This window comes from Pseudomonas sp. JUb52 (assembly GCF_004341115.1).
Lineage (GTDB): Bacteria > Pseudomonadota > Gammaproteobacteria > Pseudomonadales > Pseudomonadaceae > Chryseomonas > Chryseomonas oryzihabitans.
In genome coordinates, this window is record NZ_SLYS01000004.1 from 262,631 (window position 1) to 288,457 (window position 25,827).

24 protein-coding genes are annotated in these 25,827 nt (G+C 65.7%); 10 read left to right on the forward strand and 14 right to left on the reverse strand.

All coding sequences use genetic code 11. The features are described from left to right. Positions 1–3 precede the first annotated feature (3 nt). Complete coding sequence (locus EC839_RS09125) at positions 4–411, reverse strand: flagellar basal body-associated protein FliL (RefSeq protein WP_132832514.1); 408 nt, start codon at positions 409–411, stop codon at positions 4–6. A gap of 45 nt (positions 412–456) precedes the next feature. Then, positions 457–1,482 (reverse strand): DUF5924 family protein, encoded by a 1,026-nt coding sequence (locus EC839_RS09130; protein ID WP_027598191.1) that lies wholly within the window; start codon positions 1,480–1,482, stop codon positions 457–459. A 190-nt stretch (positions 1,483–1,672) separates the two neighbouring features. On the opposite strand from EC839_RS09130, the gene glpT reads away from it, so the two are divergent. After that, positions 1,673–3,013, forward strand: a complete 1,341-nt coding sequence (gene glpT, locus EC839_RS09135) for a glycerol-3-phosphate transporter (protein WP_132832515.1) — start codon at positions 1,673–1,675, stop codon at positions 3,011–3,013. Positions 3,014–3,146: 133 nt separating this feature from the next. Here the strand turns inward: glpT and EC839_RS09140 are convergent, their stop codons facing one another. From EC839_RS09140 to EC839_RS09160, 5 genes are all read right to left on the reverse strand, one after another. Further along, entirely contained in the window at positions 3,147–4,115 is a 969-nt protein-coding gene (locus EC839_RS09140) for a CDP-6-deoxy-delta-3,4-glucoseen reductase (protein WP_007161342.1), read from the reverse strand. An 11-nt stretch (positions 4,116–4,126) separates the two neighbouring features. Next, a complete protein-coding gene (gene ubiD, locus EC839_RS09145) occupies positions 4,127–5,593 on the reverse strand; it encodes a 4-hydroxy-3-polyprenylbenzoate decarboxylase (RefSeq protein ID WP_007161343.1) in 1,467 nt (488 codons plus the stop codon). A gap of 118 nt (positions 5,594–5,711) precedes the next feature. Next, complete coding sequence (rho, locus tag EC839_RS09150; RefSeq protein WP_007161344.1) at positions 5,712–6,974, reverse strand: transcription termination factor Rho; 1,263 nt, start codon at positions 6,972–6,974, stop codon at positions 5,712–5,714. 227 nt (positions 6,975–7,201) lie between these two features. After that, positions 7,202–7,528 (reverse strand): thioredoxin TrxA, encoded by a 327-nt coding sequence (gene trxA / locus EC839_RS09155; protein WP_007161345.1) that lies wholly within the window; start codon positions 7,526–7,528, stop codon positions 7,202–7,204. Between the two features lie 107 nt (positions 7,529–7,635). After that, the gene (locus tag EC839_RS09160; protein WP_007161346.1) at positions 7,636–8,331 is read right to left on the reverse strand and encodes a FadR/GntR family transcriptional regulator; all 696 of its coding nucleotides are present in this window, start codon (positions 8,329–8,331) and stop codon (positions 7,636–7,638) included. A gap of 268 nt (positions 8,332–8,599) precedes the next feature. On the opposite strand from EC839_RS09160, the gene EC839_RS09165 reads away from it, so the two are divergent. The 5 genes from EC839_RS09165 to ppx all read left to right on the forward strand — a co-directional run bounded on the left by EC839_RS09165 (position 8,600) and on the right by ppx (position 13,028). Then, positions 8,600–9,382 (forward strand): transporter substrate-binding domain-containing protein, encoded by a 783-nt coding sequence (locus tag EC839_RS09165; protein ID WP_007161347.1) that lies wholly within the window; start codon positions 8,600–8,602, stop codon positions 9,380–9,382. Positions 9,383–9,385: 3 nt separating this feature from the next. After that, complete coding sequence (locus EC839_RS09170) at positions 9,386–10,051, forward strand: amino acid ABC transporter permease (RefSeq protein ID WP_007161348.1); 666 nt, start codon at positions 9,386–9,388, stop codon at positions 10,049–10,051. Further along, positions 10,048–10,698: an amino acid ABC transporter permease gene (locus EC839_RS09175; RefSeq protein WP_177416707.1), complete on the forward strand. Its 651-nt coding sequence runs from the start codon at positions 10,048–10,050 to the stop codon at positions 10,696–10,698. Before EC839_RS09170 ends, EC839_RS09175 begins: the two co-directional genes overlap by 4 nt. Next, the gene (locus tag EC839_RS09180; RefSeq protein ID WP_007161350.1) at positions 10,685–11,416 is read left to right on the forward strand and encodes an amino acid ABC transporter ATP-binding protein; all 732 of its coding nucleotides are present in this window, start codon (positions 10,685–10,687) and stop codon (positions 11,414–11,416) included. The genes EC839_RS09175 and EC839_RS09180 overlap by 14 nt, the downstream gene beginning before the upstream one ends. Before the next feature lie 112 nt (positions 11,417–11,528). Beyond that, positions 11,529–13,028 carry an exopolyphosphatase gene (gene ppx / locus EC839_RS09185; protein ID WP_007161351.1) on the forward strand — a complete coding sequence of 500 codons (1,500 nt, stop codon included), beginning with the start codon at positions 11,529–11,531 and terminating at the stop codon, positions 13,026–13,028. A gap of 923 nt (positions 13,029–13,951) precedes the next feature. Here the strand turns inward: ppx and ppk1 are convergent. Both ppk1 and hemB read right to left on the reverse strand, forming a co-directional pair. Continuing rightward, complete coding sequence (ppk1, locus tag EC839_RS09190) at positions 13,952–16,174, reverse strand: polyphosphate kinase 1 (RefSeq protein WP_007161352.1); 2,223 nt, start codon at positions 16,172–16,174, stop codon at positions 13,952–13,954. Between the two features lie 9 nt (positions 16,175–16,183). Then, positions 16,184–17,206, reverse strand: a complete 1,023-nt coding sequence (gene hemB / locus EC839_RS09195) for a porphobilinogen synthase (protein WP_007161353.1) — start codon at positions 17,204–17,206, stop codon at positions 16,184–16,186. A gap of 263 nt (positions 17,207–17,469) precedes the next feature. Between hemB and EC839_RS09200 the strand changes: the two genes are divergently transcribed. Together EC839_RS09200 and EC839_RS09205 are read left to right on the forward strand one after the other, a co-directional pair. Continuing rightward, positions 17,470–18,024, forward strand: a complete 555-nt coding sequence (locus EC839_RS09200; protein ID WP_007161354.1) for a DedA family protein — start codon at positions 17,470–17,472, stop codon at positions 18,022–18,024. Between the two features lie 118 nt (positions 18,025–18,142). Continuing rightward, positions 18,143–20,263 (forward strand): bifunctional diguanylate cyclase/phosphodiesterase, encoded by a 2,121-nt coding sequence (locus EC839_RS09205; protein WP_132832516.1) that lies wholly within the window; start codon positions 18,143–18,145, stop codon positions 20,261–20,263. 9 nt (positions 20,264–20,272) lie between these two features. Here the strand turns inward: EC839_RS09205 and EC839_RS09210 are convergent, their stop codons facing one another. Continuing rightward, positions 20,273–20,734 carry a YaiI/YqxD family protein gene (locus tag EC839_RS09210; RefSeq protein WP_007161357.1) on the reverse strand — a complete coding sequence of 154 codons (462 nt, stop codon included), beginning with the start codon at positions 20,732–20,734 and terminating at the stop codon, positions 20,273–20,275. Positions 20,735–20,834: 100 nt separating this feature from the next. Here EC839_RS09210 and EC839_RS09215 point away from each other — a divergent pair, with 100 nt between their 5' ends. After that, complete coding sequence (locus EC839_RS09215) at positions 20,835–21,599, forward strand: SDR family NAD(P)-dependent oxidoreductase (protein ID WP_007161358.1); 765 nt, start codon at positions 20,835–20,837, stop codon at positions 21,597–21,599. Positions 21,600–21,607: 8 nt separating this feature from the next. Here EC839_RS09215 and EC839_RS09220 read toward each other — a convergent pair whose 3' ends face one another. From EC839_RS09220 to EC839_RS09230, 3 genes are read right to left on the reverse strand one after another with little or no spacing between them, the layout of a single operon-like run. Then, positions 21,608–22,243 (reverse strand): LysE family transporter, encoded by a 636-nt coding sequence (locus tag EC839_RS09220; RefSeq protein ID WP_039975994.1) that lies wholly within the window; start codon positions 22,241–22,243, stop codon positions 21,608–21,610. Positions 22,244–22,247: 4 nt separating this feature from the next. Next, the gene (locus EC839_RS09225; protein ID WP_372237650.1) at positions 22,248–22,823 is read right to left on the reverse strand and encodes a mechanosensitive ion channel domain-containing protein; all 576 of its coding nucleotides are present in this window, start codon (positions 22,821–22,823) and stop codon (positions 22,248–22,250) included. A gap of 2 nt (positions 22,824–22,825) precedes the next feature. Beyond that, positions 22,826–24,739 carry an ATP-binding cassette domain-containing protein gene (locus tag EC839_RS09230; protein WP_007161361.1) on the reverse strand — a complete coding sequence of 638 codons (1,914 nt, stop codon included), beginning with the start codon at positions 24,737–24,739 and terminating at the stop codon, positions 22,826–22,828. Positions 24,740–24,786: 47 nt separating this feature from the next. Here EC839_RS09230 and EC839_RS09235 point away from each other — a divergent pair, with 47 nt between their 5' ends. Further along, the gene (locus EC839_RS09235) at positions 24,787–25,251 is read left to right on the forward strand and encodes a TIGR02444 family protein (RefSeq protein ID WP_007161362.1); all 465 of its coding nucleotides are present in this window, start codon (positions 24,787–24,789) and stop codon (positions 25,249–25,251) included. On the opposite strand, the gene EC839_RS09240 is transcribed toward EC839_RS09235, so the two are convergent. After that, positions 25,248–25,724 carry an Rsd/AlgQ family anti-sigma factor gene (locus EC839_RS09240; RefSeq protein ID WP_007161363.1) on the reverse strand — a complete coding sequence of 159 codons (477 nt, stop codon included), beginning with the start codon at positions 25,722–25,724 and terminating at the stop codon, positions 25,248–25,250. The genes EC839_RS09235 and EC839_RS09240 overlap by 4 nt on opposite strands. Positions 25,725–25,827 lie beyond the last annotated feature (103 nt).

A 25,827-nucleotide genomic window follows, 5' to 3' on the forward strand; every position in this document is an offset into this window, starting at 1 on the left:
GCTTCAGGGCTGAATGATCAGGTTGTTGAACAGCAGGTCTTCCACCAGCGGCTTGCCCTCCTCCTGGGTCAGAACGCTCTGCACCTGCTTGAGGGCTTCCTGGCGCAGCTTCTCGCGGGCTTCCACGCCGGCCAGGGTCTCGTCGGTCTGCTGGGCGAAGAGCATCACCAGCTGATTGCGGATCAGCGGCTCGTGGAACTCCACCCTATCCTTGGCTTCCTTGCCAGTCATCATCAGGGCGATGTCGGCCTTGTAGTACTTGAGCTTAGGGCCGCTGCCATAGTTGCCGACCAGGGCAGGAGTCAGGTTGTAGAACTCGGTCTTGGGCGCCTCCCCTTCCTTCTTCTCTTCGCTTGCCCAGACGTTGAAGGCCAGGCAGAAGGACAACAAAACGGCAGCGACGGCTTTCACGGCGAATCCTCTAGAGGTGAATGGCTGCAGCATAGCCAGCGGGACTCAAGGGGTCACCTCGAACCTGAGGGTTCCGATCACCTGGCCGACGTCCGTCACCACTTGCACCTGCCAACGGCCGGTCACGTCGCCGGGGAAGTTCTGTTTGTGGGTCCAGGCGCGATAGCCGGCCTCGCGCCCACCGCTGATATCCAGCGGAATCCGATCCACCTCCTGACCGGCGTGGCGCCAGACGTGGTAGATACGTTCGTTCAGACCGCGCGGCGCATTGATGGCGGTGAAGGCATAGAGCCCCTGGGCGCGCAGTTGGGCGATGCTCAGGCTTTTCACCGCATCGCCGGGCTGGCGCTTGAGGCTGTCGAAGTTGGTGCTCATGCCCATGTCGGTCAGCCACAGGGTGGCCGGGGGCACCCAGGCGCGCCCCAGCCAGCCGAAGGCGCCGATGGCCAGGCACAGCCCCAGCAGGCCCAGCCAGCGCCAGCCGAGGCGTACCCGGAAGGCCACCGCCAGACTGGGAAAGGACAGCAGCACGGCGACGCCCAGGGCCAGTTCGTAGCTCTGGGTGGTGGTCAGGTGCAGGATGATCGGCAGGGCGGTGAGTAGCACCGCGAACAGGGTCAGGGTGTGGTAGCTGAGGAAGACCCAGCGCCGCGGCGCCAGGGCCTTGTAGTAGAGCGGATCGATGATAGACACCAGGGCGGCCGCGCCCAGCAGCCCGGTGAACAGCGCCTGGCCGCTGTTCCAGGCCGTGGTGATGGCAAAGAACGGCAGGCAGAAGAACAGGCTTTCCTGGTGGATCAGCTGGGTAGCGTAGCGCAGCAGCGGCGGCGGCAACTCCCAGCCGAAGCGCCGGCTGACCCAGCCCCGCAGCACGTTTTCCAGCATCAGCCAGACCCAGCTCGCCAGCATGACCACGGCCATCACCGGGGCGAAGCCCTTCTGCCGGTCCACCAGCAGAAAGCTGCAGATCCCCGAGATGAAGCCGGCCAGGGCGATCAGCCGTGGATAGCGCTCGAACAGGGCGGTGGCCAGGTTCAGAGCACGGGAGGACAAGACTTTCCAGGCAGGCATGAGGACTCGCGAAAACAACGGCAAAGACGCGCCACCCTAGGCGCGCAACCCCCGCAGATCAAGAGGGAAGCCGGGCTGCCACTGCCACAGGGCGGAAAAGCCTGGACCCGCTGTAATATAATTGTAATATTCGAAAACGAACCTGGAATGTTCGCTTTCGATTAATACCTATAACAATACCGAGGCTCCCATGCTTGGAATCTTCGCCCCTGCGGCCCATCGCGCGCCGCTGCCCGCCGATCGTATCGACCCTGTCTACCGTCGTCTGCGCTGGCAGATCTTTGCCGGCATCTTCATTGGCTACGCAGGCTACTACCTGCTCCGCAAGAACTTCTCGCTGGCCATGCCCTACCTGGTGGAGCAAGGCTACAGCCGGGGTGAACTGGGGGTGGCGCTGTCCGCGGTGGCCATCGCCTACGGTCTATCCAAATTCCTCATGGGGCTGGTCTCGGACCGCTCCAATCCACGCTACTTCCTGCCGTTCGGCCTGGCGATGTCGGCGCTGGTGATGCTGCTGTTCGGATTCGCGCCCTGGGCCACCTCCAGTGTCAGCATCATGTTCGTCCTGCTGTTCCTCAACGGCTGGTTCCAGGGCATGGGCTGGCCGCCCAGCGGTCGCACCATGGTGCACTGGTGGTCGCAGAAGGAGCGTGGCGGCGTGGTCTCGGTGTGGAACGTCGCCCACAACGTCGGCGGTGGCCTGATCGGCCCGCTGTTCCTGCTCGGCCTGGCCTGGTTCAACGACTGGCACGCGGCCTTCTATGTGCCGGCGGTGGTGGCCCTGGCGGTCGCGGTCTTCGCCTTCATCGCCATGCGCGACACCCCGCAATCCTGCGGCCTGCCGTCGGTGGAGCACTGGAAACAGGATTTCCCCGAGGGCTACAGCGAAGGTCACGAACGTGAATTCTCCACCAAGGAGATCTTCGTCGAGTACGTGCTGAAGAACCGCCTGCTCTGGTACATCGCCTTTGCCAACGTCTTCGTCTATCTGCTGCGCTATGGCGTGCCGGACTGGGCACCCACCTACCTCAAGGAAGCCAAGCACTTCTCGGTGGACAAGACCTCCTGGGCCTACTTCTTCTACGAGTGGGCAGGCATCCCCGGCACCCTGCTCTGCGGCTGGCTCTCGGACAAGCTGTTCCGCGGCAACCGTGGCGCCACCGGCGTGGTGTTCATGCTCGGCGTGCTGGTCGCCACCCTGGTCTACTGGCTCAACCCGGAAGGCAATCCCGGCGTCGACCTGGCGGCCCTGGTCTGCATCGGCTTTTTGATCTACGGTCCGGTGATGCTGATCGGCCTGCAGGCGCTGGAACTGGTCCCCAAGAAGGCCGCCGGCACCGCCGCGGGCTTTACCGGACTGTTCGGCTACCTGGGCGGCTCGGTGGCGGCCAACGCCCTGGTCGGCTACACCGTGGACCACTTCGGCTGGGACGGCGGCTTCATGCTGCTGGTCGGTTCGTGCGTCCTGGCCATCGTCTTCCTGGCACTGACCCTGAGGCATACCGGCATGGTGGCCAAGTCGGCGCGTTGAGCCTGGCTGCGATTCCGTAGGTTGGGCTGAGACGGCTCCATCGTCGAGCCCAACCTTATCGGGCCCAGAGGCAAGACCTGTTGGGCTTCGCTGCGCTCAACCCAACCTACGGCGGCCCCCAAGAGCGGCCGCATCAACCCCGCGGCGCGTAGGCGAAGACGTCGGCACGCATCTGGTGCGGGTCCATGCCGGCGTCCACCAGGGCGTCCAGAGTGGCATAGACCATCGCCGGCGAGCCGCTGGCATAGACGTGCAGGCCATTCAGGTCGGCGAAATCAGCGCGCACCACCTCGTGCAGCAGACCGCAGCGCCCTTCCCAGCCACAGGCATCGCTCACCACCCGGTTGAGGACGAGATTGGGCAGCTCCGCCCATTGCTCCCAGGCCTCGATGGCATAGAAGTCGTCCGGCGTGCGCACGCCCCAGTAGAGATGCACCGGATGGGCGAAGCCACGGGTACGGGCGTCTTCGATCAGGCTGTGCATCTGTGCCATGCCGGTTCCGGCGGCGATCAGCACCAGGGGGCCATTGGGCAGTTCGGCCAGATGGGCATCCCCGTAGGGCAGCTCGACCTGGGCCATGCCCCTGGCTTCGAGTTGTGCCAGCAGCGCCTGGCTGCTGGCTTCGCGGGCCAGCACATGCAATTCCAGCCCACGCCCCTGGTGGGGCGCCGAGGCCAGGGAAAAGGCCGATTGCTTGCCGTCGTCACGACTGATCAGCAGGTACTGGCCGGCGTGATAGCGCGGCGGTCGCCCGGCCGGAGCGCGCAGGCGTACGCGGCGCACATCGCCGCCCACGTCGTCCAAAGCCACCACCTGGCAGGCCAGCTTGCGCACTGGCAACTCGCCGGGCGCCAGGACGCCATCCCACTGCAGCAGGCAATCGCTCTGGGGCACCGCCACACAGACATAGACCTCGCCGTGATCGACGGTCTGCCCGTGCTGGGTGACCTGCCCCTCCACCAGCAGCGCGGCGCAGAGCTGGCAGTTGCCGTTGCGGCAGCTGTGCGGCCCGCTGTAGCCGAGGCGCTGCGCAGCGGCCAGGATGGCTTCGCCGGGCTGGGTTTCCAGTACCGCACCCGAGGGCTGCAGGGTGACCTTCATCGTCGTCTCCGTTAATCGATCCCGAGACTGGACCACATCTCGTCCACCCGTTTGACCACCGCTTCGTCCTTGACGATCGCCCGCCCCCACTCCCGGGTGGTTTCGCCCGGCCACTTGTGGGTGGCATCCAGGCCCATCTTCGAGCCCAGGCCGGAGATCGGCGAGGCGAAGTCCAGGTAGTCGATGGGGGTGTTGTCGATCATCACGGTATCGCGCTTGGGATCCATGCGCGTGGTGACTGCCCAGATGACATCGTTCCAGTCGCGGGCATTGATGTCGTCGTCGGTGACGATCACGAACTTGGTGTACATGAATTGCCGCAGAAACGACCAGACGCCCAGCATCACCCGCTTGGCGTGGCCAGGGTACTGCTTCTTGATGGTCACCACCGCCATGCGATAGGAACAACCTTCCGGCGGCAGATAGAAGTCGACGATCTCCGGAAACTGCTTTTGCAGGATGGGCACGAAGACTTCGTTGAGCGCCACACCGAGGATCGCCGGCTCGTCCGGCGGCCGGCCGGTGTAGGTGCTGTGATAGATGGGATCGCGGCGCCGGGTGATGCGCTCCACGGTAAAGACCGGGAAGGTATCGACCTCGTTGTAGTAGCCGGTGTGATCGCCATAGGGCCCTTCCGGTGCGGTCTCGCCGGGGTGGATGACGCCTTCCAGGACGATCTCGGCGCTGGCGGGCACCTGCAGGTCGTTGCCCACGCACTTGACCAGTTCGCTGCGACTGCCGCGCAAGAGGCCGGCGAAGGCGTATTCGGACAGAGTGTCGGGCACCGGGGTGACCGCGCCGAGGATGGTGGCCGGATCGGCGCCCAGGGCCACGGCCACCGGATAGGGTTGGCCGGGATGCTTCTGGCACCACTCGCGGAAGTCCAGGGCGCCGCCGCGATGGCTCAGCCAGCGCATGATCAGCTTGTTGCGGCCGATGACCTGCTGGCGATAGATGCCGAGGTTCTGGCGCTCCTTGTTGGGACCGCGGGTGACCGTCAGGCCCCAGGTGATCAGCGGCGCCACGTCGCCCGGCCAGCAGTGCTGGATCGGCAACCGGCCCAGATCGACCGCCTCGCCCTCCTCGATCACCTCCTGGCAGGGCGCGTCCTTGAGGACCTTGGGCGCCATGCTGATGACCTTCTTGTAGATCGGCAGCTTCGACCAGGCGTCCTTGAGGCCCTTGGGCGGCTCCGGCTCCTTGAGAAAGGCCAGCAGCTTGCCGATCTCGCGCAGGGCACCGACGTCCTCGGCGCCCATGCCCAGGGCCACGCGCTGGGGCGTGCCGAACAGGTTGCCCAGCACGGGCATGGAGAAGCCCACGGGATTCTCGAACAGCAGCGCCGGGCCCTGCTTGCGCAGGGTCCGATCGCAGATTTCGGTCATCTCGAGGATCGGCGAGACCGGGGCGGTCACGCGCTTCAGTTCACCACGCTGCTCCAGGCTGCGGATGAAGTCACGCAGATCTCGGTATTGCATGCGGCCTCTTGGCGCTGGGGAAAGTCTGGCAGTCTACCGCCTGAGTCGCGCATCGAGAAAGCACTGGCCCAGAAACGCCAAAGGCCGGGATTTCCCGGCCTTTGCGTGCGACTGCGCCTTACTTGCTGCGCTTCATCGAATCGAAGAACTCGTTGTTGGTCTTGGTCTGACGCAACTTGTCGAGGAGGAATTCGATACCGGCGATCTCGTCCATCGGATGCAGGATCTTGCGCAGGATCCACATGCGCGACAGCTCTTCCTCGTCGGTGAGCAGCTCTTCGCGGCGGGTGCCGGACTTGTTGATGTTGATGGCCGGGAAGACCCGCTTCTCGGCGATGCGACGCTCCAGGGGCAGCTCCATGTTGCCGGTGCCCTTGAATTCCTCGTAGATCACCTCGTCCATCTTCGAGCCGGTTTCCACTAGCGCGGTAGCGATGATGGTCAGGCTGCCGCCTTCCTCGATGTTACGCGCGGCACCGAAGAAGCGCTTGGGCTTCTCCAGGGCGTGGGCATCGACACCACCGGTGAGCACCTTGCCGGAGCTGGGGATCACGGTGTTGTAGGCGCGCGCCAGACGAGTGATGGAATCCAGCAGGATAACCACGTCCTTCTTGTGCTCGACCAGGCGCTTGGCCTTCTCGATCACCATGTCGGCGACCTGCACATGGCGGGTCGGCGGCTCGTCGAAGGTGGAGGCCACCACTTCGCCGCGCACGGTGCGCTGCATCTCGGTCACTTCCTCGGGACGCTCGTCGATGAGCAGCACGATGAGGTAGCACTCGGGATTGTTGCGGGTGATATTGGCCGCGATGTTCTGCAGCATGATGGTCTTGCCAGCCTTGGGCGGCGCGACGATCAGACCGCGCTGACCCTTGCCGATGGGGGCGCAGAGGTCGATGACCCGACCGGTGAGGTCTTCGGTGGAGCCGTTGCCGGCTTCCATGGTCAGGCGCTTGTTGGGGAACAGGGGCGTGAGGTTCTCGAACAGCACCTTGTTCTTGGCGTTTTCCGGACGGTCGAAGTTGATAGTGTCGACCTTGAGCAGCGCGAAGTAACGCTCGCCCTCTTTCGGCGGACGAATCTTGCCGATGATGGTGTCGCCGGTGCGCAGGTTGAAGCGGCGGATCTGGCTGGGAGAGACATAGATGTCGTCGGGACCGGCCAGGTAGGAGGAGTCGGCGCTACGCAGGAAGCCGAAGCCGTCCTGCAGGATCTCCAGCACGCCATCCCCGGAAATCTCGTCGCCACCCTTGGCGTGCTTCTTGAGCAGCGCAAAGATGATGTCCTGCTTGCGGGACCGGGCCATGTTTTCCAAGCCCGCGGCATCCGCCATTTCCAACAGTTCCGTGATGGGCTTTTGCTTGAGTTCGGTCAGATTCATAGACGTATGTTGACGTGAGAAGAGGCGAAGGAGGGATTCGAGCTGAGCGGCCGGATGCGAGATTAGCTTCGCGGGATGCGTTCTGAAGAGGAGAACTGACGGCTACAGCAGATGAGAAGACGACCCGCTGATGGGGTCGTGGGCTGGAATCTAGCACCTGCACCTGTGCTCGTCCAGCCGTCCAGGCATAAAAAAGCCCCGCATGGCGGGGCTTTCGACCGGAATCCTCAGACGTTGGCGTCGAGAAAGGCGGCCAGTTGCGACTTGGACAGGGCGCCGACCTTGGTGGCCTCGACCGCGCCGTTCTTGAACAGCATCAGGGTCGGGATGCCACGCACGCCGTACTTCGGCGGGGTGTCCTGGTTTTCGTCGATGTTCAGTTTGCAGACCTTGAGCTTGCCTTGGTAGTCCTTGGCGATCTCGTCCAGAACCGGGGCAATCATCTTGCAGGGACCGCACCATTCGGCCCAGTAGTCGACCAGCACGGGGCTGTCGGACTTCAGCACTTCCTGCTCGAAGCTGGCGTCGCTGACGTTGGTGATGTATTCGCTCATTGACTCTCTCCGAATTCGGGTGCGACTTGAAGTACGGCCATAATAGCCCTGCTGCCGTCACTTCGAAAGCATTCGAACATTGATGGTGGCTATGACCGGTATTGATGTTAGACCGCAGGTACCGGGAAGGGGGTTCCGCTGCGCAGCGCCGCATTGCGGATATGTTCGCGCATGGCCTTTTGCGCCGCTGCTGGCGAGCGGCGGCTCAGGGCCCGAAGGATACGCCGATGCTCCTGCCAGGTTTCCAGCGCCCGCTCGGGGCGCACAAAGGGCAGCTTCTGGCTTTCGTGGAAGCGCTCGGGGCTGGTGGTGATCACCGCCAGCATGGCCGGATTGTCCGCGGCCAGCAGCAGCTGGCGATGGAAATCGAAGTCCAGCACGGCCGCCTCTTCCAGCTCGTTGGCCCGTAGCGCCCGGTGCAGGGCGGCGAGATTGGCCTCCAGGCGATCCAGGTCGGCGGGGCCCAGGGTGACGGCGGCGAGGCCGGCCGCGAAGCCCTCCAGGGCGAATCTGAGCTGAAAGACATGGGCGGCGGCAACCTCGCCGGCGAAGGGCCAGTGCCCATCCGGCGCGCCCGTCGCCGCCTGCACATAGACGCCGCGCCCGGGCTGCACGCTGACCAGGCCCAGGGCACTGAGGGTGGACAGCGCCTCGCGCAGGGAGGCGCGACTCACCCCCAGCCGTTCGGCCAGCTCGCGTTGTGCGGGCAGGGCCGCGCCGGGGGCATAGCCTTCGGTCTCGATCAGCCGGCGAATGGCGTCGACGGCATATTGGGGTACGGCACGGGTGGCAGCGAGGGGCATGGCGTGGTCAGGCCAGTCAGTCCGGAAGCTTGCCTTTTAAGCCGATTTACCGACCAGTTCAAGCGTGGCCCCAAGGCGGAGCACTGGGCGGCAAGCGCGCACCAAAGCGGCCCACGCGGGTCAGGCGCAGCCGTCCAGACGCCAGCCAACTGTTCAGACCAGTAAGACCAATCCTCAGGCCAGACGGCCCTTGCGCCCGTCTGGCAGGTGACTGGCACATGAAATGCACTGGGGAGAGCCAATCCCATCCTGCTTTCGGAGTCTCGTCATGCTCAAGCGCTGGACCGCCCTCTCCCTGTTCGCCCTGGGCCTGACCGCCCTGCACACCTCCGTCCAGGCCGATCAGCTGGCCGACATCCAGCAGCGTGGCACGGTGCGCATCGCCGTACCTCAGGACTTCCCGCCCTTCGGCACCGTGGGCCCCGACCTCAAGCCGCGCGGCCTGGACATCGACACCGCCCAACTGGTCGCCGACAAGCTGGGCGTCAAGCTGGCGCTGACCCCGGTCACCAGCACCAACCGCATCCCCTTTCTGACCACCGGCAAGGTCGACATGGTCATCTCCAGCCTGGGCAGGAATGCCGAGCGCGAGCAGGTCATCGACTTCACCAAGCCCTATGCGCCCTTCTTTCTCGGCGTGTTCGGCGCCAAAGGCAGCAGTCTGAGCAAGCCCGAGGAGCTGGCCGGCAAGACCATCGCCGTGACCCGCGGCGGCATCGAGGACATGGAGCTGAGCAAGGTGGCGCCCAAAGACGCGGTGATCAAGCGCTTCGAGGACAACAACGCCACCATCGCGGCCTATCTCGCCGGCCAGACCGAATTCATCGCCAGCGGCAGCTCGGTGATGGCCTCCATCGCCGAGAAGAAGCCCGAGCGGGCGCCGGAAATGAAGATCACCCTGAAGAATTCGCCCAACTACATCGGCCTGGCCAAGAACGAACCGGCACTCAAGGCCAAGCTGGACGGCATCATCGATACCGCGCGCGCCGACGGCAGCCTGGATCGCCAGGCCGAGAAGTGGCTGGGCCAGCCGCTGCCCAAGGACATGTAAGGCATGGCCTATCAGTTCGACTTCCAGCCGGTCCTGCAGCAGAGCGATCTGCTGCTCAAGGGCGCCCTCTTCACCCTGGAGCTGACCGCCATCGGCGCGGTGCTGGGCATCGCCCTGGGCATCCTCGGCGCGGTCTGCCGCGCCTGGCGGCTCAGGCCCTTCGACCGGGTGTTCGGCGTCTATGTCGAGCTGATCCGCAACACGCCCTTCCTGATCCAGCTGTTCTTCATCTTCTTCGGCCTGCCCTCGCTGGGCGTGCACATCAACGAATGGCAGGCCGCGGTGCTGGCCATGGTGATCAACCTGGGCGCCTATTCCACGGAAATCATCCGCGCCGGCATCCAGGCCGTGCCCAAGGGCCAGCTGGAGGCCGCCGCCGCCCTGGCCATGACCCGCGCCGAGACCTTTCGGCACGTGATCCTCAGGCCCGCCCTGGCCAAGGTCTGGCCGGCGCTGTCGAGCCAGGTGGTGATCGTGATGCTGGGCTCGGCGGTCTGCTCGCAGATTTCCACCGAAGAGCTGACCTTCGCCGCCAACTTCATCCAGTCGCGCAACTTCCGCGCCTTCGAAACCTATCTGCTGACCACCCTGCTCTATCTGGTCATGGCCATCGGCGTGCGCCAGCTGCTGCACTGGATCGGTCGGCGCTTCATCCAGGGAGGCCGCTGATGGACTTCACCCTCTGGGACATCGTCCGCAACCTGGGCACCGGGCTGTACTGGACCCTCATCCTCTCGCTGGCGGCCTTTGCCGGCGGCGGTCTGGCCGGATTGCTGGTGCTCTGGGCGCGGCTGTCGCCGCTGCAGGCGCCACAGCTGCTGGCCAGGCTGCACATCGAGCTGTTCCAGGGCACGCCGCTGCTGATGCAGCTGTTCCTGGTATTCTTCGGCATCTCGCTGCTGGGATTGGAGATTCCCGCCTGGCTGGCCGCCGGCGTGGCCCTGACCCTGTTCACCAGCGCCTATCTCGCCGAGATCTGGCGCGGCTGCGTCGAGGCCATTCCCCATGGCCAATGGGAGGCCTCGGAAAGCCTGGCGCTGACCCGCTTCGAGCAGCTGCGCCACGTGATCCTGCCCCAGGCCCTGCGCATCGCCGTGGCGCCCACCGTGGGCTTCTCGGTCCAGGTGGTCAAGGGCACCGCGGTGACCTCCATCATCGGCTTCACCGAACTGACCAAGATCGGCGGCATGCTCGCCAATGCCACCTACCAGCCCTTCACCGTCTACGGGCTCGCCGCCCTGGGCTATTTCATCCTCTGCTACCCGCTGTCGCTGGCCGCACGCTGGCTGGAAAGGAGACTGCATGCCGCTGCTTAGAGTGACCGCCCTGCACAAACACTATGGCAACCACCATGTGCTCAAGGGCATCGACCTGACCGTCGAGGAAGGCCAGGTGGTGGCCATCATCGGCAAGAGCGGCTCGGGCAAGAGCACCCTGCTGCGCACCCTGAACGGCCTGGAGTCCATCAACGATGGCGTCATCGAGGTGGATCGCGAATACCTGGATGCTGCCCGGGTCAATCTCAGATCGCTGCGGCAGAAGGTCGGAATGGTCTTCCAGCAGTTCAACCTCTTTCCGCACCTGACCGTGGGTGAGAACGTGATGCTGGCGCCCCAGGTGGTCAAGAAGACCAGCAAGGACGAAGCCCGCGCCCTGGCGCGGCAGATGCTCGAACGGGTCGGCCTGGCGGAGAAGTTCGACAGCTACCCGGATCGCCTCTCTGGCGGCCAGCAACAGCGGGTGGCGATCGCCCGCGCCCTGGCCATGTCGCCCAAGGTACTGCTGTGCGACGAGATCACTTCGGCGCTGGACCCGGAACTGGTCAACGAGGTGCTGGCGGTGGTCAAGCAGCTGGCCCGCGAGGGCATGACGCTGATCATGGTCACCCACGAGATGAGATTCGCCCGCGAGGTGGGCGACAAGCTGGTGTTCATGCACCAGGGCAAGGTGCACGAAAGCGGTCATCCGCAGGAGCTGTTCGCCCATCCACAGACGCCGGAACTGGCCCAGTTCATCGGTCAGGTGGCCTCCTAAGGCGGAAAAACCCTATTTTTTCTGCCACTTTGCGCAACCGTAACCGCTGTGCGCTTGAAGCCGTCACCGGCTAGCTGGCACGATGGCGCGGTTTATCGCCGAGAGCCTCCAGATGCAGCCTTCGCCAGCCGAACCCCACGAACTGATCGCCGCCATCGACCTGGGCTCGAACAGCTTTCACATCGTCCGGGCGCGCCATTCCCATGGGGAAATCCGCATCCTTGAGCGGCTGGGCGAAAAGATCCAGCTGGCCGCCGGTCTGGACGAGTCGCGCCTGCTCAGCGAAGAGGCCATCCAGCGGGGCCTGGACTGCCTGCGCCGCTTCGCCCAGCTGATCGCCGGCATGCCGCGCGGCGCCGTGCGGGTAGTGGGCACCAACGCACTGCGCGAGGCGCGCAACCGCGCTGAATTCATCCAGCGCGCCGAAGCCGTGCTCGGTCATGCGGTCGAGGTCATCTCCGGTCGCGAAGAGGCCCGTCTCATCTATCTGGGCGTGTCCCACTCCATGCCCGATGTGCCCGGACGCCGCCTGGTGACCGACATCGGCGGCGGCAGCACCGAATTCATCATCGGTCAGCGCTTCGAGACCCTGCAGCGCGAGAGCCTGCAGATGGGCTGCGTCAGCTTCACCAAGAGATTCTTCGCCGACGGCAAGATCACCGCCGCCCAGTACGCCCGCGCCTATACCGCCGCCCGCCTGGAATTGATGAACATCGACCAGGGCCTGCGCGAGATGGGCTGGCACCAGGCCCTCGGCGCCTCCGGCACCATCCGCGCGGTGGCCCTGGCGATCCAGGCTGCCGGCCGCGGCAATGGCGAGATCACCCCGGACGGCATCGAATGGCTCAAGCGCAAGCTGCTCAAGCAGGGTGACATCAACCTGCTCAACATAGACGGCGTGAAGCCGGATCGACGCGCCATCCTGCCAGGCGGCCTGGCCATCCTCGAAGCCCTGTTCAAGGCCCTGGAGCTGCAGGAGATGCACCTCTCCGAAGGCGCCCTGCGCGAAGGGGTGCTCTACGACATGATCGGCCGGCACAGCCACGAAGACGTCCGCGAACGCACCCTCAACGCCCTGGCCGAGCGCTACCACGTCGATCAGCGCCATGCCGAGCGGGTGGAAAAGCGCGCCCTGAAGTCCCTGGCACAGGTCGCCGAGGCCTGGGCCCTGACCGACGAGAATCATGCCGAACTGCTGCGCTGGGCGGCGCGCCTGCACGGCGTCGGCCTGGACATCGCCCACTACCAGTACCACAAGCACGGTGCCTACCTGATCGAGCATTCGGACCTGCCCGGCTTCTCCCGCCGCGATCAGCAGGCCCTGGCCCTGCTGGTGCGCGGCCATCGCCGCAACATTCCGCTGGAGCGCCTGCAGGAACTCGGCCCGGAAGGCGAGCCGCTGCTGCGTCTGACCCTGCTGCTGCGCTTCGCCATCCTTTTCCACCACATCCGCCACAAGAGCATCCCGGACGTCCAGCTCAGCGCTGGCGAGCGTAGCCTCGATGTGCAATTCCCCGATGGCTGGCTGGCGGAAAACCCCCTGACTCAGGCCGACTTCGAGCTGGAAGCCCAGTGGCTGGAGCGGGTGGGGTATCGGTTGAGCGTGCGCTGAGGGGATTTTTCGTAGGTTGGGTTGAGCGGGAGCGAAGCCCAACTGTTGCGGGGCTTCAGCAGTGCACTTTAGGTTTATGGGTGCCCTAGCTGATTATCGTGTTTTGCTGATGACTCTTGTTTCGCCCACCTGGGCAAGTCACTTTTGCCAGTTGCGGCTACGCGCCCCGGACTACGCGTCCCGAACAAAAGTAACCAAAAACGCTGTCCCCACGTTTCGGCCCTCCGCTTCTCTCAGGGTCTCCTCGCTCCGGCGCCGCTCCAGGGGCACGGCACGAAGGGGTCTCCTGCCCCTCGCGCCTTGCTCGGCGTCCTGCCTCGCAACCCCCTCCGCAACACCTACACTCGGCCTCACTGATGGGGACGGACGCAAGCCTGAATTTCGTGTTTTCAGGGAGAACCCATAGCGGTTCGTAGCGTGGAAAACTGCGAAGCGTTTTCCACAGGCGGGTAACTAAGCCATAAGCGAATAAGACCTCTCCGTTGTCCACGCTAAGAGTTATTCAACCAATACTTTCAGGCTGGCGAATCGCCCCGTTCAGCAGGGTGAACGCCAGTGTCGTGGAGTGGGTCGAGCCGCATGGATGCGGCGAGAGGCCTAACGGGCCATGGACGGCCTGTGTAGGCCGACCCCGGAACGGCGCTGGCGTGAGCGGACCCGCAGCGAAGCGTAGGGCCGGATGACCGGGGCAAGCGGTTTTGGTTACTTTTGTTCGGGACGCGTAGTCCGGGGCGCGTAGCCGCGACTGAAAAAGGTGAGTCGCCCAGGTGGGCGAAACAAGAACCATCAAAGCACTCGATAAATAGCTAGGCCGCATCCACCTAAAGTGCAAATTTGAACCCCCGCAACGTCAGGCTTCGCTCCCGCTCAACCCAACCTCCGAAACCGGCCAGGGCCCATGGCGGCATGGGCCCGTAACGCCATCAGCGGGTATTCACCACCGGACTGGCCAGTCGCTCCAGCAGCGTCGCCTGCACGCTGCGGGCATTCTGGTTGCCGGTGGGCGATTGGCGGATGTAACTGCCGTCTTCCTGCAGCACCCAGGCCTGGGTGTTGTCGGTGAGGTAGCCTTCCAGCTCCTTCTTGACCCGGCTGATGAGCTTCTTGCCCTCCACCGGGAAGCAGGTCTCGACGCGCATGTCGAGGTTGCGTTCCATCCAGTCGGCGCTGGAGAGATAGAGTTTCTCGTCGCCACCGTTGAGGAAGTAGTAGATGCGGCTGTGTTCCAGGAAGCGGCCGATGATGGAGCGTACCTGGATGTTGTGGGACACGCCCGGTACGCCCGGACGCAGGCAGCACATGCCGCGCACCACCAGGTCGATCTTCACCCCGGCCTGGCTGGCCTTGTAGAGGGCGCGGATGACCTTGGGATCGGTGAGACCGTTGACCTTGGCCATGATCTGCGCCGGCCGCCCTTCGCTTGCCGCCACCGCTTCGCGGTTGATCATCTCCAGCAGGTTCTTCTTCAGGGTGAAGGGCGCGTGCAGCAGCTTCTTCATGCGCAGGGTCTTGCCCATGCCGATCAGCTGGTTGAACAGCTTGTGCACGTCCTCGGTCAGGGCCACGTCGGCGGTCAGAAGGCTGTAGTCGGTGTACAGCTTGGCGTTGCCGGCGTGGTAGTTGCCGGTGCCCAGGTGGGCATAGCGGCGCAGCTCACCGTTCTCGCGGCGCAGGATCAGCATCATCTTGGCGTGGGTCTTGAAGCCCACCACGCCATAGATGACCACGGCGCCAGCCTGCTGCAGGCGGCTGGCCAGCTGCAGGTTGGATTCCTCGTCGAAGCGCGCGCGCAATTCGATGACCGCGGTCACCTCCTTGCCACTGCGGGCCGCGTCCACCAGGGCGTCGACGATCTCGGAGTTGGCACCGCTGCGGTAGAGCGTCTGCTTGATCGCCAGGACGTTGGGGTCCTTGGCGGCCTGGCGCATCAGGTCGATCACCGGGGTAAAGGACTCGAAGGGGTGCAGCAGCAGCACATCGAGCTTGCCCAGCACGTTGAAGAGGTTGTCCTTCTTCTGCAGGAGCTTGGGAATGGTCGGGGTGAAGGGCGCGTTCTGCAGCTCCGGGTGACTGTCCAGCCCGGTGATGGAGAACAGCCGGGTCAAGTTGACCGGACCATTGACCTTGTACAGCTCGCTGTCGCCCAGGCCGAATTGCTTGAGCAGGTAGTCGGTGAGGTGTTTCGGGCAGATGTCCACCACCTCGAGCCGCACCGCATCGCCGTAGCGCCGGGAGAACAGCTCACCGCGCAGGGCGCGGGCCAGGTCTTCAACGTCCTCGGTGTCCACCGAGAGATCGGCGTTACGCGTCAGGCGGAACTGGAAGCAGCCCTTGACCTTCATGCCGGGGAACAGGTCATCGGCATGGGCGTGGATCATCGAGGACAGGAAGACGTAGTTGTCTCCCGGCCCGGCAACCTCCTCCGGCACCCGGATGATCCGCGGCAGCAGGCGCGGCGCCGGGATGATGGCCAGACCCGAGTCGCGACCGAAGGCGTCCATGCCCTCCAGCTCGACGATGAAGTTGAGGCTCTTGTTCACCAGCAGCGGAAAGGGGTGGGTCGGATCCAGGCCGATGGGGGTGATGATGGGCGCGATCTCGTCACGGAAGAACTTGCGCACCCAGGCCTTGATCTTGACGTCCCAGTAACGCCGGCGGATGAAGCGGATCTGCTGCTCGGCCAGGGCCGGCAGGAGCACGTCGTTGAGGATGGCGTACTGCCGCTCCACCTGGCCGTGGACGATGTCGCTGATGCGCGCCAGCGCCTGGTGCGGCAGCAGGCCGTCGGCGCCGGCCTGCTCGCGAGCGAAGGTGATCTGCTTCTTCAGGCCCGCCACGCGGATCTCGAAGAACTCGTCCAGGTTGCTGGAAAAGATCAGCAGGTACTTGAGCCGCTCGAGCAGCGGATAGGATTCGTCGAGGGCCTGTTCCAGCACCCGGATGTTGAACTGCAGCTGCGACAGCTCGCGATGGATGTAGAGGCTGCTGTCGTCCACGTTGGCCGCAGGCACGCTGGGCGCGGCCGGCGCCTCGGCGGCGGGTGCCGGTACTTCGGCATCCAGCGCCAGCGTCTCTTCCGCGGTCTCCAGTGACTCGGCGGTGACGGGCTGTTGCAGATCGGTTTCGACGAAACCCTGGCTACTCATTGAAGCTCCTTAGGAACGCGAAGGCCCCTGGCGAAGTTGTTGGGCGGCGCGCTTGGCGAAATAGGTGAGGATGCCGTTGGCCCCGGCGCGCTTGAAGGCCAAGAGCGATTCGAGGATGACGGCGTCGGACAGCCAGCCGTTCTGGATCGCGGCCATGTGCATGGCGTACTCGCCGCTCACCTGGTACACGAAGGTCGGCACGCGGAATTCCTCGCGGACCCGGCGGACGATGTCCAGGTAAGGCATCCCCGGCTTGACCATCACCGAGTCGGCGCCCTCGGCCAGGTCGCCGGCGATCTCGTGCAGCGCCTCGTCGCTGTTGCCCGGATCCATCTGGTAGGTGGCCTTGTTGCCCTTGCCCAGATTGGCGGCCGAGCCGACGGCGTCGCGGAACGGCCCATAGTAGGCGCTGGCGTACTTGGCCGAGTAGGCCATGATCTGCACGTTGTGATAACCGGCGTCTTCCAGGGCGGCGCGGATGGCGCCGATGCGGCCGTCCATCATGTCCGAGGGGGCGATCACCTGGGCCCCGGCGGCGGCATGGGACAGCGCCTGTTTGACCAGCACCTCGACCGAGACGTCGTTGAGCACGTAGCCGCGCTCATCGAGGATGCCGTCCTGACCGTGGGTGGTGAAGGGATCCAGGGCCACGTCGGTGATCACCCCCAACTCCGGGAAGTGCTCGCGCAGGGCACGGGTGGCGCGCTGGGCGATGCCGTCGGGGTTGTAGGCCTCGGCACCGTCCAGCGACTTGCGCTCGGTGGGGGTGACCGGGAACAGGGCGACCGCGGGAATCCCCAGCGCCACCAGCTCCGCGGCCTCTTCCAGCAGCAGGTCGATGGACAACCGCTCGACGCCGGGCATCGAGGGGATCGCCTCGCGGCGGCCTTCGCCATCGAGCACGAATACCGGCAGGATCAGGTCATCCACCGTCAGCACGTGCTCGCGCATCAGACGACGGGAAAACTCGTCGCGGCGCTGACGGCGCATGCGAGTGGCAGGGTAGCTACGGTTGATGGGGGTAAAACTCACGATCGACTCCCAGACCCGGATCACGGGTCAGTGTGATGGGTTATAGGCCACAATCATGACCGATTGGTAACAGCAGATGACAATATGGAGTGCCTATAGGTCCTATCCAAGGCAGACGCCGGCTGGACCCTGCGTGACACAGGGTCGCAGCGAAATCCCTGCCTGACCGTCTGGCGCCCGGCGGACGGAAGTCCGTCACACTTTCTTTCCAGACGCCAACCGGGGTAGGCTGCGCCATCTTTATTCATCTCGTGTAGCGCCGAATGCTCCAACAATTCCTCCACGATTTCGGCTATTTCGCCCTTTTTCTCGGCACCTTTTTCGAGGGCGAAACCATTCTGGTGCTGGCCGGCTTTCTGGCCTTCCGCGACTACATGAACATCCAGACCGTCATCCTGGTCGCCTTCTGCGGCAGCTACGCCGGCGATCAGCTCTGGTATTTCCTCGGCCGACGCCACGGGCGCAAGCTGCTGGCACGCAAACCCAAGTGGGAAGCCGCCGGCGAAAAGGCCCTGGCGCACATCCGGCGCCATCCGGACCTCTGGGTGCTGAGCTTTCGCTTCGTCTACGGCCTGCGCACGGTGATGCCGGTGGCGATCGGCCTGTCGGGCTATCCGCCGGCGCGCTATCTGATCCTCAACGGCATCGGTGCCATCGTCTGGGCTACGGTGCTTGGGTACGCCGCCTATCACTTCGGCGCCGTCCTCGAAGGGGTGCTGGGCAATCTCAAGCGGTATGAACTGATGGTGCTGGGCGCTCTGGTGGTGATCGGCCTGCTGCTCTGGCTATGGCGCCGAAGCCGTACGCCCAAGGCCTGATGGCCAGACAGCCCCTCATCCGGTACGTCCATCGAACGGATTAAAGGCGCGGCTGCCGCTGCCGATGCCCTGAGCATCAACCTTTTCCGAAACCTCGTCTGCAAGCTGGCGATTGAGCATGCTGAACTTCTCCACCTTGCTTCCCCCCGGCCATCAGATCCTGGCGGCCAACGAGTACGAAAGCCTGCTCGTGGTCCTGTCGTACCTGATCGCCAGCGCGGCCGGCTACACCGCCCTGGCCATGGCCGATTGGGTGACCAACAGTCGCTCCTGTCGCGGCAGCGAGCTGGCCAAGCTGATCGGCGCCGTCGCCCTGGGCGGGGGCATCTGGTCGATGCACTTTCTCGCCATGCTGTCGTTCAAGATCGGCATCCATGTGCACTACGCGCCCATGCAGACTCTGGCCTCGCTGCTGATCGCCATCGCCGTGTCCTACACGGTCATGCACCTGATCGGGCGCGAGTCCCTGACCGCTCCGCAATACGGACTCGCCGCCCTGGCCGCCGGGCTGGGCATCGCGACCATGCACTACACCGGCATGCTGGCGATGCAGTCGGTGGCTGTGCAGCTCTATGATCCCCTGCTGGTGGTGGTCTCGGTGGTGGTCGCCAGCCTCGCTTCCCTGGGCGCTTTGCTGCTGGCCTTCCGCCTGCGCGGCCGGACCGGCCTCAGGACCTTCTGGCTGCGCCTACTGGGCAGTCTGGTTCTGGGTTTCGCCATCGTCTCCATGCACTTTACCGGCATGGCCGCCCTCACCCTCGCCGTGCCCATCGGCTTCGAACCCGACAGCCTGGCAGAGGTGAATCAGCACCTGGAGCTGGGCATGGGCATCGCCCTCGGCACCCTCTTCATCATCATGGTCGGCCTGCTCGCCGCCTGGGCCGGCGAGCGCTTCCATGCCCAGCGCCTGCGATTGGAGCGGGTCTCGACCACCCTCGATCAGATCACCCTGCACGACCCCCTCACCCACCTCCTCAACGGCGCCAGCTTCATCCAGACCGTCGATCGAGCCATCGGCCAGGCGCGCACCGGGGAGCAGTTCGCCCTGCTGATGCTGGACATCGATCACTTCAAGCGCATCAACGACAGCCTCGGCCATGCCCTTGGCGATGAACTGCTGATCCAGATGGCGCAGCGGATCCGCGCGGTGCTCGATGACGATCTGCCGCTGGCCCGCTATGCTGGCGACGAATTCAGTCTGCTGCTGCCGCTCGGCCAGCGCGGCGACAGCCAGCCCCTGGCCATGCGCCTGCTGGAGCAGTTGCGACCGCCCTTCGAGCTGGCCGGGCAGCGCATTGCCATGACCTTCAGCCTGGGCATCGCCCACTATCCCCAGGACGGCGCCAACGCCGGCCAGCTGCTGCGCAGCGCCGGCCTCGCGGTCGGCCATTGCAAGCGCAGCGGGCGCAATCGCAGCCAGAGATTCACCACCGAACTCCAGCGCGACGCCGACGACCTGCTGAGCCTGGAGATGGACCTGCGCCAGGCCCTGGCCCAGGGCGGCCTGCACGTGGCCTACCAACCCATCGTCGACCCCGCCGGTGCGCCGGTGGCCCTGGAAGCCCTGGTCCGCTGGCAGCATCCGGTCCTGGGTCCGCTGAGTCCCGAGCGCTTCGTCCGCGTCGCCGAGGAAACCGGGTTGATCGCCGACCTGGATGGCTGGGTCATGCGCCAGGCCTGCGCGGACCTCGCCCAGCTGCACCGCGAAGGTCACGCTGCTCTGCGCGTCTCGGTGAATTGCTCGGCGCTCAATCTGAGCGATCGTCTCCTGCCCCAAGCCATCGCCCGGGCGCTGCAGGCCGAAGATCTGCCGGCCTCGGCGCTGATTCTCGAGGTGACCGAGAACGCCCTGATGCACAGCCTTAACGTGGCGGTCGAGGTGCTCGGCGAGATCCGCACCCTGGGCGTGCGGGTCTCCATCGACGATTTCGGCAGTGGCTACTCGTCGCTGGCCTACCTGAGTCGGCTGCCGGTGGATTCGCTCAAGGTCGATCGCGCCTTCGTCCGCACCATCCCCAAGCAGAGCAACGACATGGCCATCGCCGCGGCGATCATCGCCATGGCGCACAAGCTGGGCCTCAATGTGGTCGCCGAGGGGGTGGAAACCAGCGAGCAACGCCAGTTCCTGCAGGCCAACGGCTGCAACTTCATGCAGGGCTATCTGTTCGGCCGGCCCATGCCGTTGCCGCAGCTGCGTACCTGGCTGCAGCAACCCGCCCTCGCCGCCGTGCCCGCCTAGCAGGCCGCCCTAGCCGGCGGCGCTGCGCTGGAGGCGGGTGATCAGCCGGTCCAGGGCGTTGGCGAAGGCCTGGCGATCACGCTCGCCGTAGCCGGCCTGGCCCCCGCCCATCTGTCCCTGGCCGCGCAGATCGGTCATCAGATTGCGCATGGCCAGCCGCTGCCCCATGTTGCGCTCGTCGAATTCCTGACCACGCGGATCCAGCGCGGCCACGCCCTTCTTCACCAGCCGATCGGCCAGGGGAATGTCGCTGCAGATCACCAGGTCACCCGGCTGAGCCTGCTCGACCAGGTGGTCGTCGGCGGCGTCGGGGCCACTGGGGACCACCACCAGGCGGACACAGGCGAAGGGCGGCTTGATCTGCGGCTGCCCCGCCACCAGCACCACCTCCAGCTTGCGCTTGAGAGCGAACTTGCAGACCAGCTCCTTGGCGGCGCGTGGACAGGCATCGGCATCGATCCACAGGATCACGGGAATTTCTCCGGCAAAAGCCCAGGATACCGCGCCGCGCCGGCGCACCCCAGCGCAGCGGCGCGGTCGGACAGGGATAGCGACCTGACTGGAGTCCCCCATGACTTTCTGGCAACGCCTGGCAGAGCCCGCCCAGGCCCTGGTGTATGGCGCCACCGGCGGCCTCGGCCTGGCCCTGTGCGAACAGTTGCTGGCGCGCAACGACGTCGCGCGGGTCTGGGCCTGCGCGCGCCACGCCGAGACGCATGACGGCCTGGCCGCGCTGGAGCGGCAGCATGGCCCGCGCCTGCGCCGCCTCGACGTCGATCCGCTGACCACAGTCGATCTGGCAGCCCGGCTGGCGGACGAGGCGCCGCGCCTGGATCTGCTGCTGTGCGCCTCGGGGCTGCTGCAGGGCGAACGGGCGCGCGCCGAGAAGAGTCTGGCGCAGGTGGATCAGGCCGGGCTGCTGGAAAGCTATCTGGCCAATGCCGTGCTGCCGCTGCTGCTGATCCGCCAGCTGACGCCCCTGCTCAAGGGCCAGCATCCCTGTCAGATCGCGGCGCTGTCGGCGCGGGTCGGCTCCATCGGCGACAACCAGTTGGGTGGCTGGTATGGCTATCGGATGGCCAAGGCGGCGCTGAATCAGGGGCTGCGCTGCGCCAGCATCGAGCTCAGTCGGCTCAATCCCCAGAGCTGCGTGTTGTCCCTGCATCCCGGCACCACGGACACGGCGTTGTCCCGGCCCTTCCAGGCGCGGGTGCCGGCGGACAAGCTGTTCACGCCCGCCTACGCGGCAGAGCGCCTGCTAGCGGTGCTGGCTGCCCGTACGCCGGCCGAGACCGGCAGTTTCTGGGATTGGCAGGGGCAGTCGGTGGTCTGGTAGCCCCGGCTTCAGACCGCGGCGCGGCGCACCGTGGACAGCAACGCGGCCGCCGCGAGGAACAGGCTGGCGAATACCCGGTTGGTGATGCGCTGCTGGCGTGGGGTACGCAGCAAGGTCAGCACCCGGGCAGCCAGCCCGGTGTAGCCCGCCATCACGATCAGGTCGACGCTGACCATGGTCGCCCCGATGATCAGGTACTGCGCGGTCAGGGGCGCGTGGGGATCGACGAATTGCGGCAAGACCGCGAGCAGGAAGATCAGCGCCTTGGGGTTGCCCACGTTGACCAGGAAGCCGCGCATGACCAGGGCGGCAATTCGCGGTGGCAGAAGCTCGCCGACCACCTGTTCGCCCAGGTCCAGGGGCGTCGCGCGCCACTGGCGGAGCGCCAGGTAGGCGAGATAGGCCACGCCAAACCACTTGATCAGGGTGAACGCCAGCTGCGAGGTTGCCAGCAGGGCGCCGACGCCCACGGCGACCACGGCGATTTGCAGCGCCAGCCCCAACTGCAGGCCTACCGCCGTCCAGTAGCCGCGGCGGAAACCGTGGTTGACGCCCGCGCTCATGGAGGCAACGGCGCCTGCTCCTGGTGAGAGGCTAATCATCCAGCAAGCGATGAAGAAACCGGTCCAGACCTGCAGACTCATGGGTTCACCTGTCGAGATGGAAATCGAAAGAGCCGTCGGCATCGCGCCAGCGGCGGACCGACTTCTGGAAGAACTGGGTGTTGGGAATCTGCACCAGGGCGCCTTCCTGGTTGTCGTCCAGCTCCTGCAGGGTCACGAAGAGCATGTTGATCGCCACCACCCGGCCCTTGATGCCGGGTTTGTCCGAGGCGTCCAGCACCTCGATGCGATCGCCCAGGCGGAAGGGGCCGACGGTAAAGATCAGCACCGCGCAGAACAGGTTGGAGAGCACGCTCCAGATGGCGAAGAAGGCCACCGCGGCCACGGCGACGAAACCGGAAATGGCCGTCCAGAGCACCGCTGCGGACACCCCGAAGCGCTCCAGGGCCATGAGGATGGCACTGCCCATGATCAGCCAGCGCAGGGTGCCGCGCAGTCCGAGGACGATCTGCGGGGGCAGCGGATAGCGCTCGCCCAGGCCGGTGACGGCGCGGGCCACGATGCGCTGCAGCACATAGCCGATCAGCAGCACCAGGGCGACCTGGCCGGCCACCAGCAGGTAGTCGCCCCACCCCGGCAGCCAGGTGTGCAGCCACTCGATCATCAGGCCCCCTCGAGTTCGGCTTGCAGGCTTTCCAGCCGCTCCAGGGCCTCCAGCCACTGCTCTTCCAGCTCGGCTTCGCGGGTCTTGGCCGCGGCCTGGTCGGCCAGCGCCTGGCGCAGCTCCTCCTTGCGCGCGGCGTCATAGAGACCGCTGTCACCCAGCCGGGCTTCCAGGGCGGCGAGCCTTTCCTGCAGCTTGCCCAGCTCGGCTTCCAGCTTGTCGGCGGCCTTCTTCAGCGGCGCCAGCTGCTGGCGCAGGGCGGCGGCCGCCTGGCGCTGGGCCTTGCGATCGGTCTTGTCGACCGCGGCGCCCTCACCGGCGGCGAGGCCCGGCTCCTGGCGGGCGCGGAAGTCCACCAGCCAGCGGCTGTAGTCGTCCAGATCGCCGTCGAAGGCCTGCACCTTGCCATCGGCCACCAGCAGGAATTCGTCGGTGGTGCTCTTGAGCAGATGACGATCGTGGGAGACCACCAGCACCGCCCCGGCGAATTCCTGCAGGGCCAGGGTCAGGGCCAGGCGCATGTCCAGGTCCAGGTGGTTGGTGGGTTCGTCCAGCAGCAGCAAATTGGGCTTCTGCCAGGCGATCAGCGCCAGGGCCAGGCGCGCCTTTTCGCCACCGGAGAAATTCAGCACCGCCTCGTCGCAGCGCGGACCGCGAAAATCGAAGCCGCCGAGGAAGTCGCGCAGGCTCTGTTCTCGCTCGCCGGGGGCGATGCGTTGCAGGTGCAGCAGGGGACTGGCCTTGGCGTCCAGCGAATCGAGCTGGTGCTGGGCGAAGTAGCCGATGGCCAGGTTCTCGCCGCGCTGCAGCCGGCCGCCGAGGGGTTCGAGTTCGGCGGCCAGAGTCTTGATCAGGGTCGACTTGCCGGCGCCGTTGGGACCGAGCAGGCCGATGCGGGCGCCTGGTGTCAGCTGCAGCTTGACCGGGTGCAGGATGGTGGTCTCGCCGTAGCCAAGTCGGCCTTCGGCCAGGTCGAGCAACGGACTGGACAGCTTGTCCGCCTCGCGGAAGACGAATTCGAAGGGCGAATCGACATGGGCCGGCGCCAGCTCTTCCAGGCGCTCCAGGGCCTTGATCCGACTCTGTGCCTGACGGGCCTTGGTGGCCTGGGCCTTGAAGCGGGCGATGTACTTCTCCATGTGGGCGCGCTGGGCCTGCTGCTTGTCGTAGGCCTGCTGCTGCTGCGCCAGGCGTTCGGCGCGGGTACGCTCGAAGCTGGAGTAGCCGCCGCGATAGAGCACGAGTTTCTGCTGGTCCAGGTGCACCACATGATCGACCACGGCATCGAGGAAGTCGCGGTCGTGGGAGATCAGGATCAGGGTGCCGGGATAGCCCTTGAGCCAGTCTTCCAGCCAGAGGATGGCGTCCAGATCCAGGTGGTTGGTAGGTTCGTCGAGCAGCAGCAGGTCCGAGGGGCACATCAGCGCCTGGGCCAGGTTGAGGCGCATCCGCCATCCACCGGAGAAGTCGCCGACCTGGCGCTCCATCTGCGCGGCGGTAAAGCCCAGACCGGCCAGCAGCTTGCGGGCGCGGGCATCGGCGGTATAGCCGTCGGCGGCCTCGAAGTCGGCATGCAGCCGGCCAAGGGCGTTGCCGTCCTGGGCCGCTTCGGCCGCCGCCAGTTCGCGCTGGATGCGGCGCAGGTCGATGTCGCCGTCCAGCACATAGTCCACCGCCAGCCGCTCCAGGGTATCCACCTCCTGGCGCATGTGGGCGATGCGCCAGGCCGCCGGGATGTGGCAATCGCCGGCATCGGCCCCGAGCTGCCCGCGCAGCAGGGCGAAAAGACTGGATTTACCGGCGCCATTGGCACCGATCAGACCGGCTTTCTGGCCGGGATGCAGGGTCAGTTCAGCGCTTTCGAGCAGACGCTGGGGACCACGCTGTAGAGTAAGGTTCTGTAGTCGGATCATGGCGGCGGAGTGTAGCAGCTCCACCACCCACGAACGGGGAGGCGGACATGCAAGAGGACCTGTGGGAATTCGCGTTGGCAGTATACGCCCGGCCCGGCGTGGAAGGCGCCTGTTTGCGTCTGCAGGAGGCCGGCGCCGACGTCTGTCTGGTGCTGACGGCGCTCTGGCTGGATCGCCGCACCTGCGCCCCGGATGCCGAGGGCCTGGCCCGGCTGCAGCGCGCCTCGCAGCACTGGCAGGACACGGTGGTACGCCCCCTGCGCCAGTTGCGCCAGGCCTGGAAGGCCGCGTCCAGCGCGGACGAGAGCCTGGCGGTCCTGCGCGAGCAGCTCAAGGGATTGGAATTGGCCGCGGAACGTGAACAGCTCGCGCGTCTGGCGCGTCTCGCGGGCCATTGGCCGTGTCGCGAGGCACAGGGCCCGGGGGACTGGCTGCACGCGCTGGCACCGCGCGAGGCAGCCGCAGCGGACCTCGACCTGCTGGCCGAGGCCGCGCGGGGGAACCGGGGCTAGACCGAGGCCAGCCGCGGTTGCTGGTGCGAGGTGTGCAGCACCTCGATGAGGCAGTCTTCGAGTTCGAAGCGCTCGCGCAGGGTTTCGCCCAGCAGCTTGAGTTCGATGGTCAGCAGACCCGGGTCCCGGTAGGCCCCGCGCTCGAATCTGTCATTGAAGTTCAGAGCGGCGTCGGTCAAGGCCTGCAGGCGCGGATAGACGCTGTCGGCGAACTCGATGGCGCGTTCGTCCTGGAATTCCCGGGCTTCGGCCACCAATTGCTCGTAGATCTCGAAATGCGCAGTGGACATGTAGTCGACCAGCATGTCGCAGAGCCGCTCCAGTTCGCTGACCTCGCGTACCGGTCCCAGCAGGGGCTCCATGTCCAGGGTTTCGTAAGCGGTCACCAGCTCGCGGCGGGCAATCAGCCAGCGGTCGATCAGCTGGTGGACCCCACCCCAGCGTTCCTGGGCATTGCGGCAGGTTTCTAGCATGACGGCAGCTCTCTATACGGGCGAGACGGTCCGGGCGCAGGCACCCGGCTGTTATCAGGAACTATACCGACATCGCCTCGCCAGGCGAGTGCCGTTGCTCGGA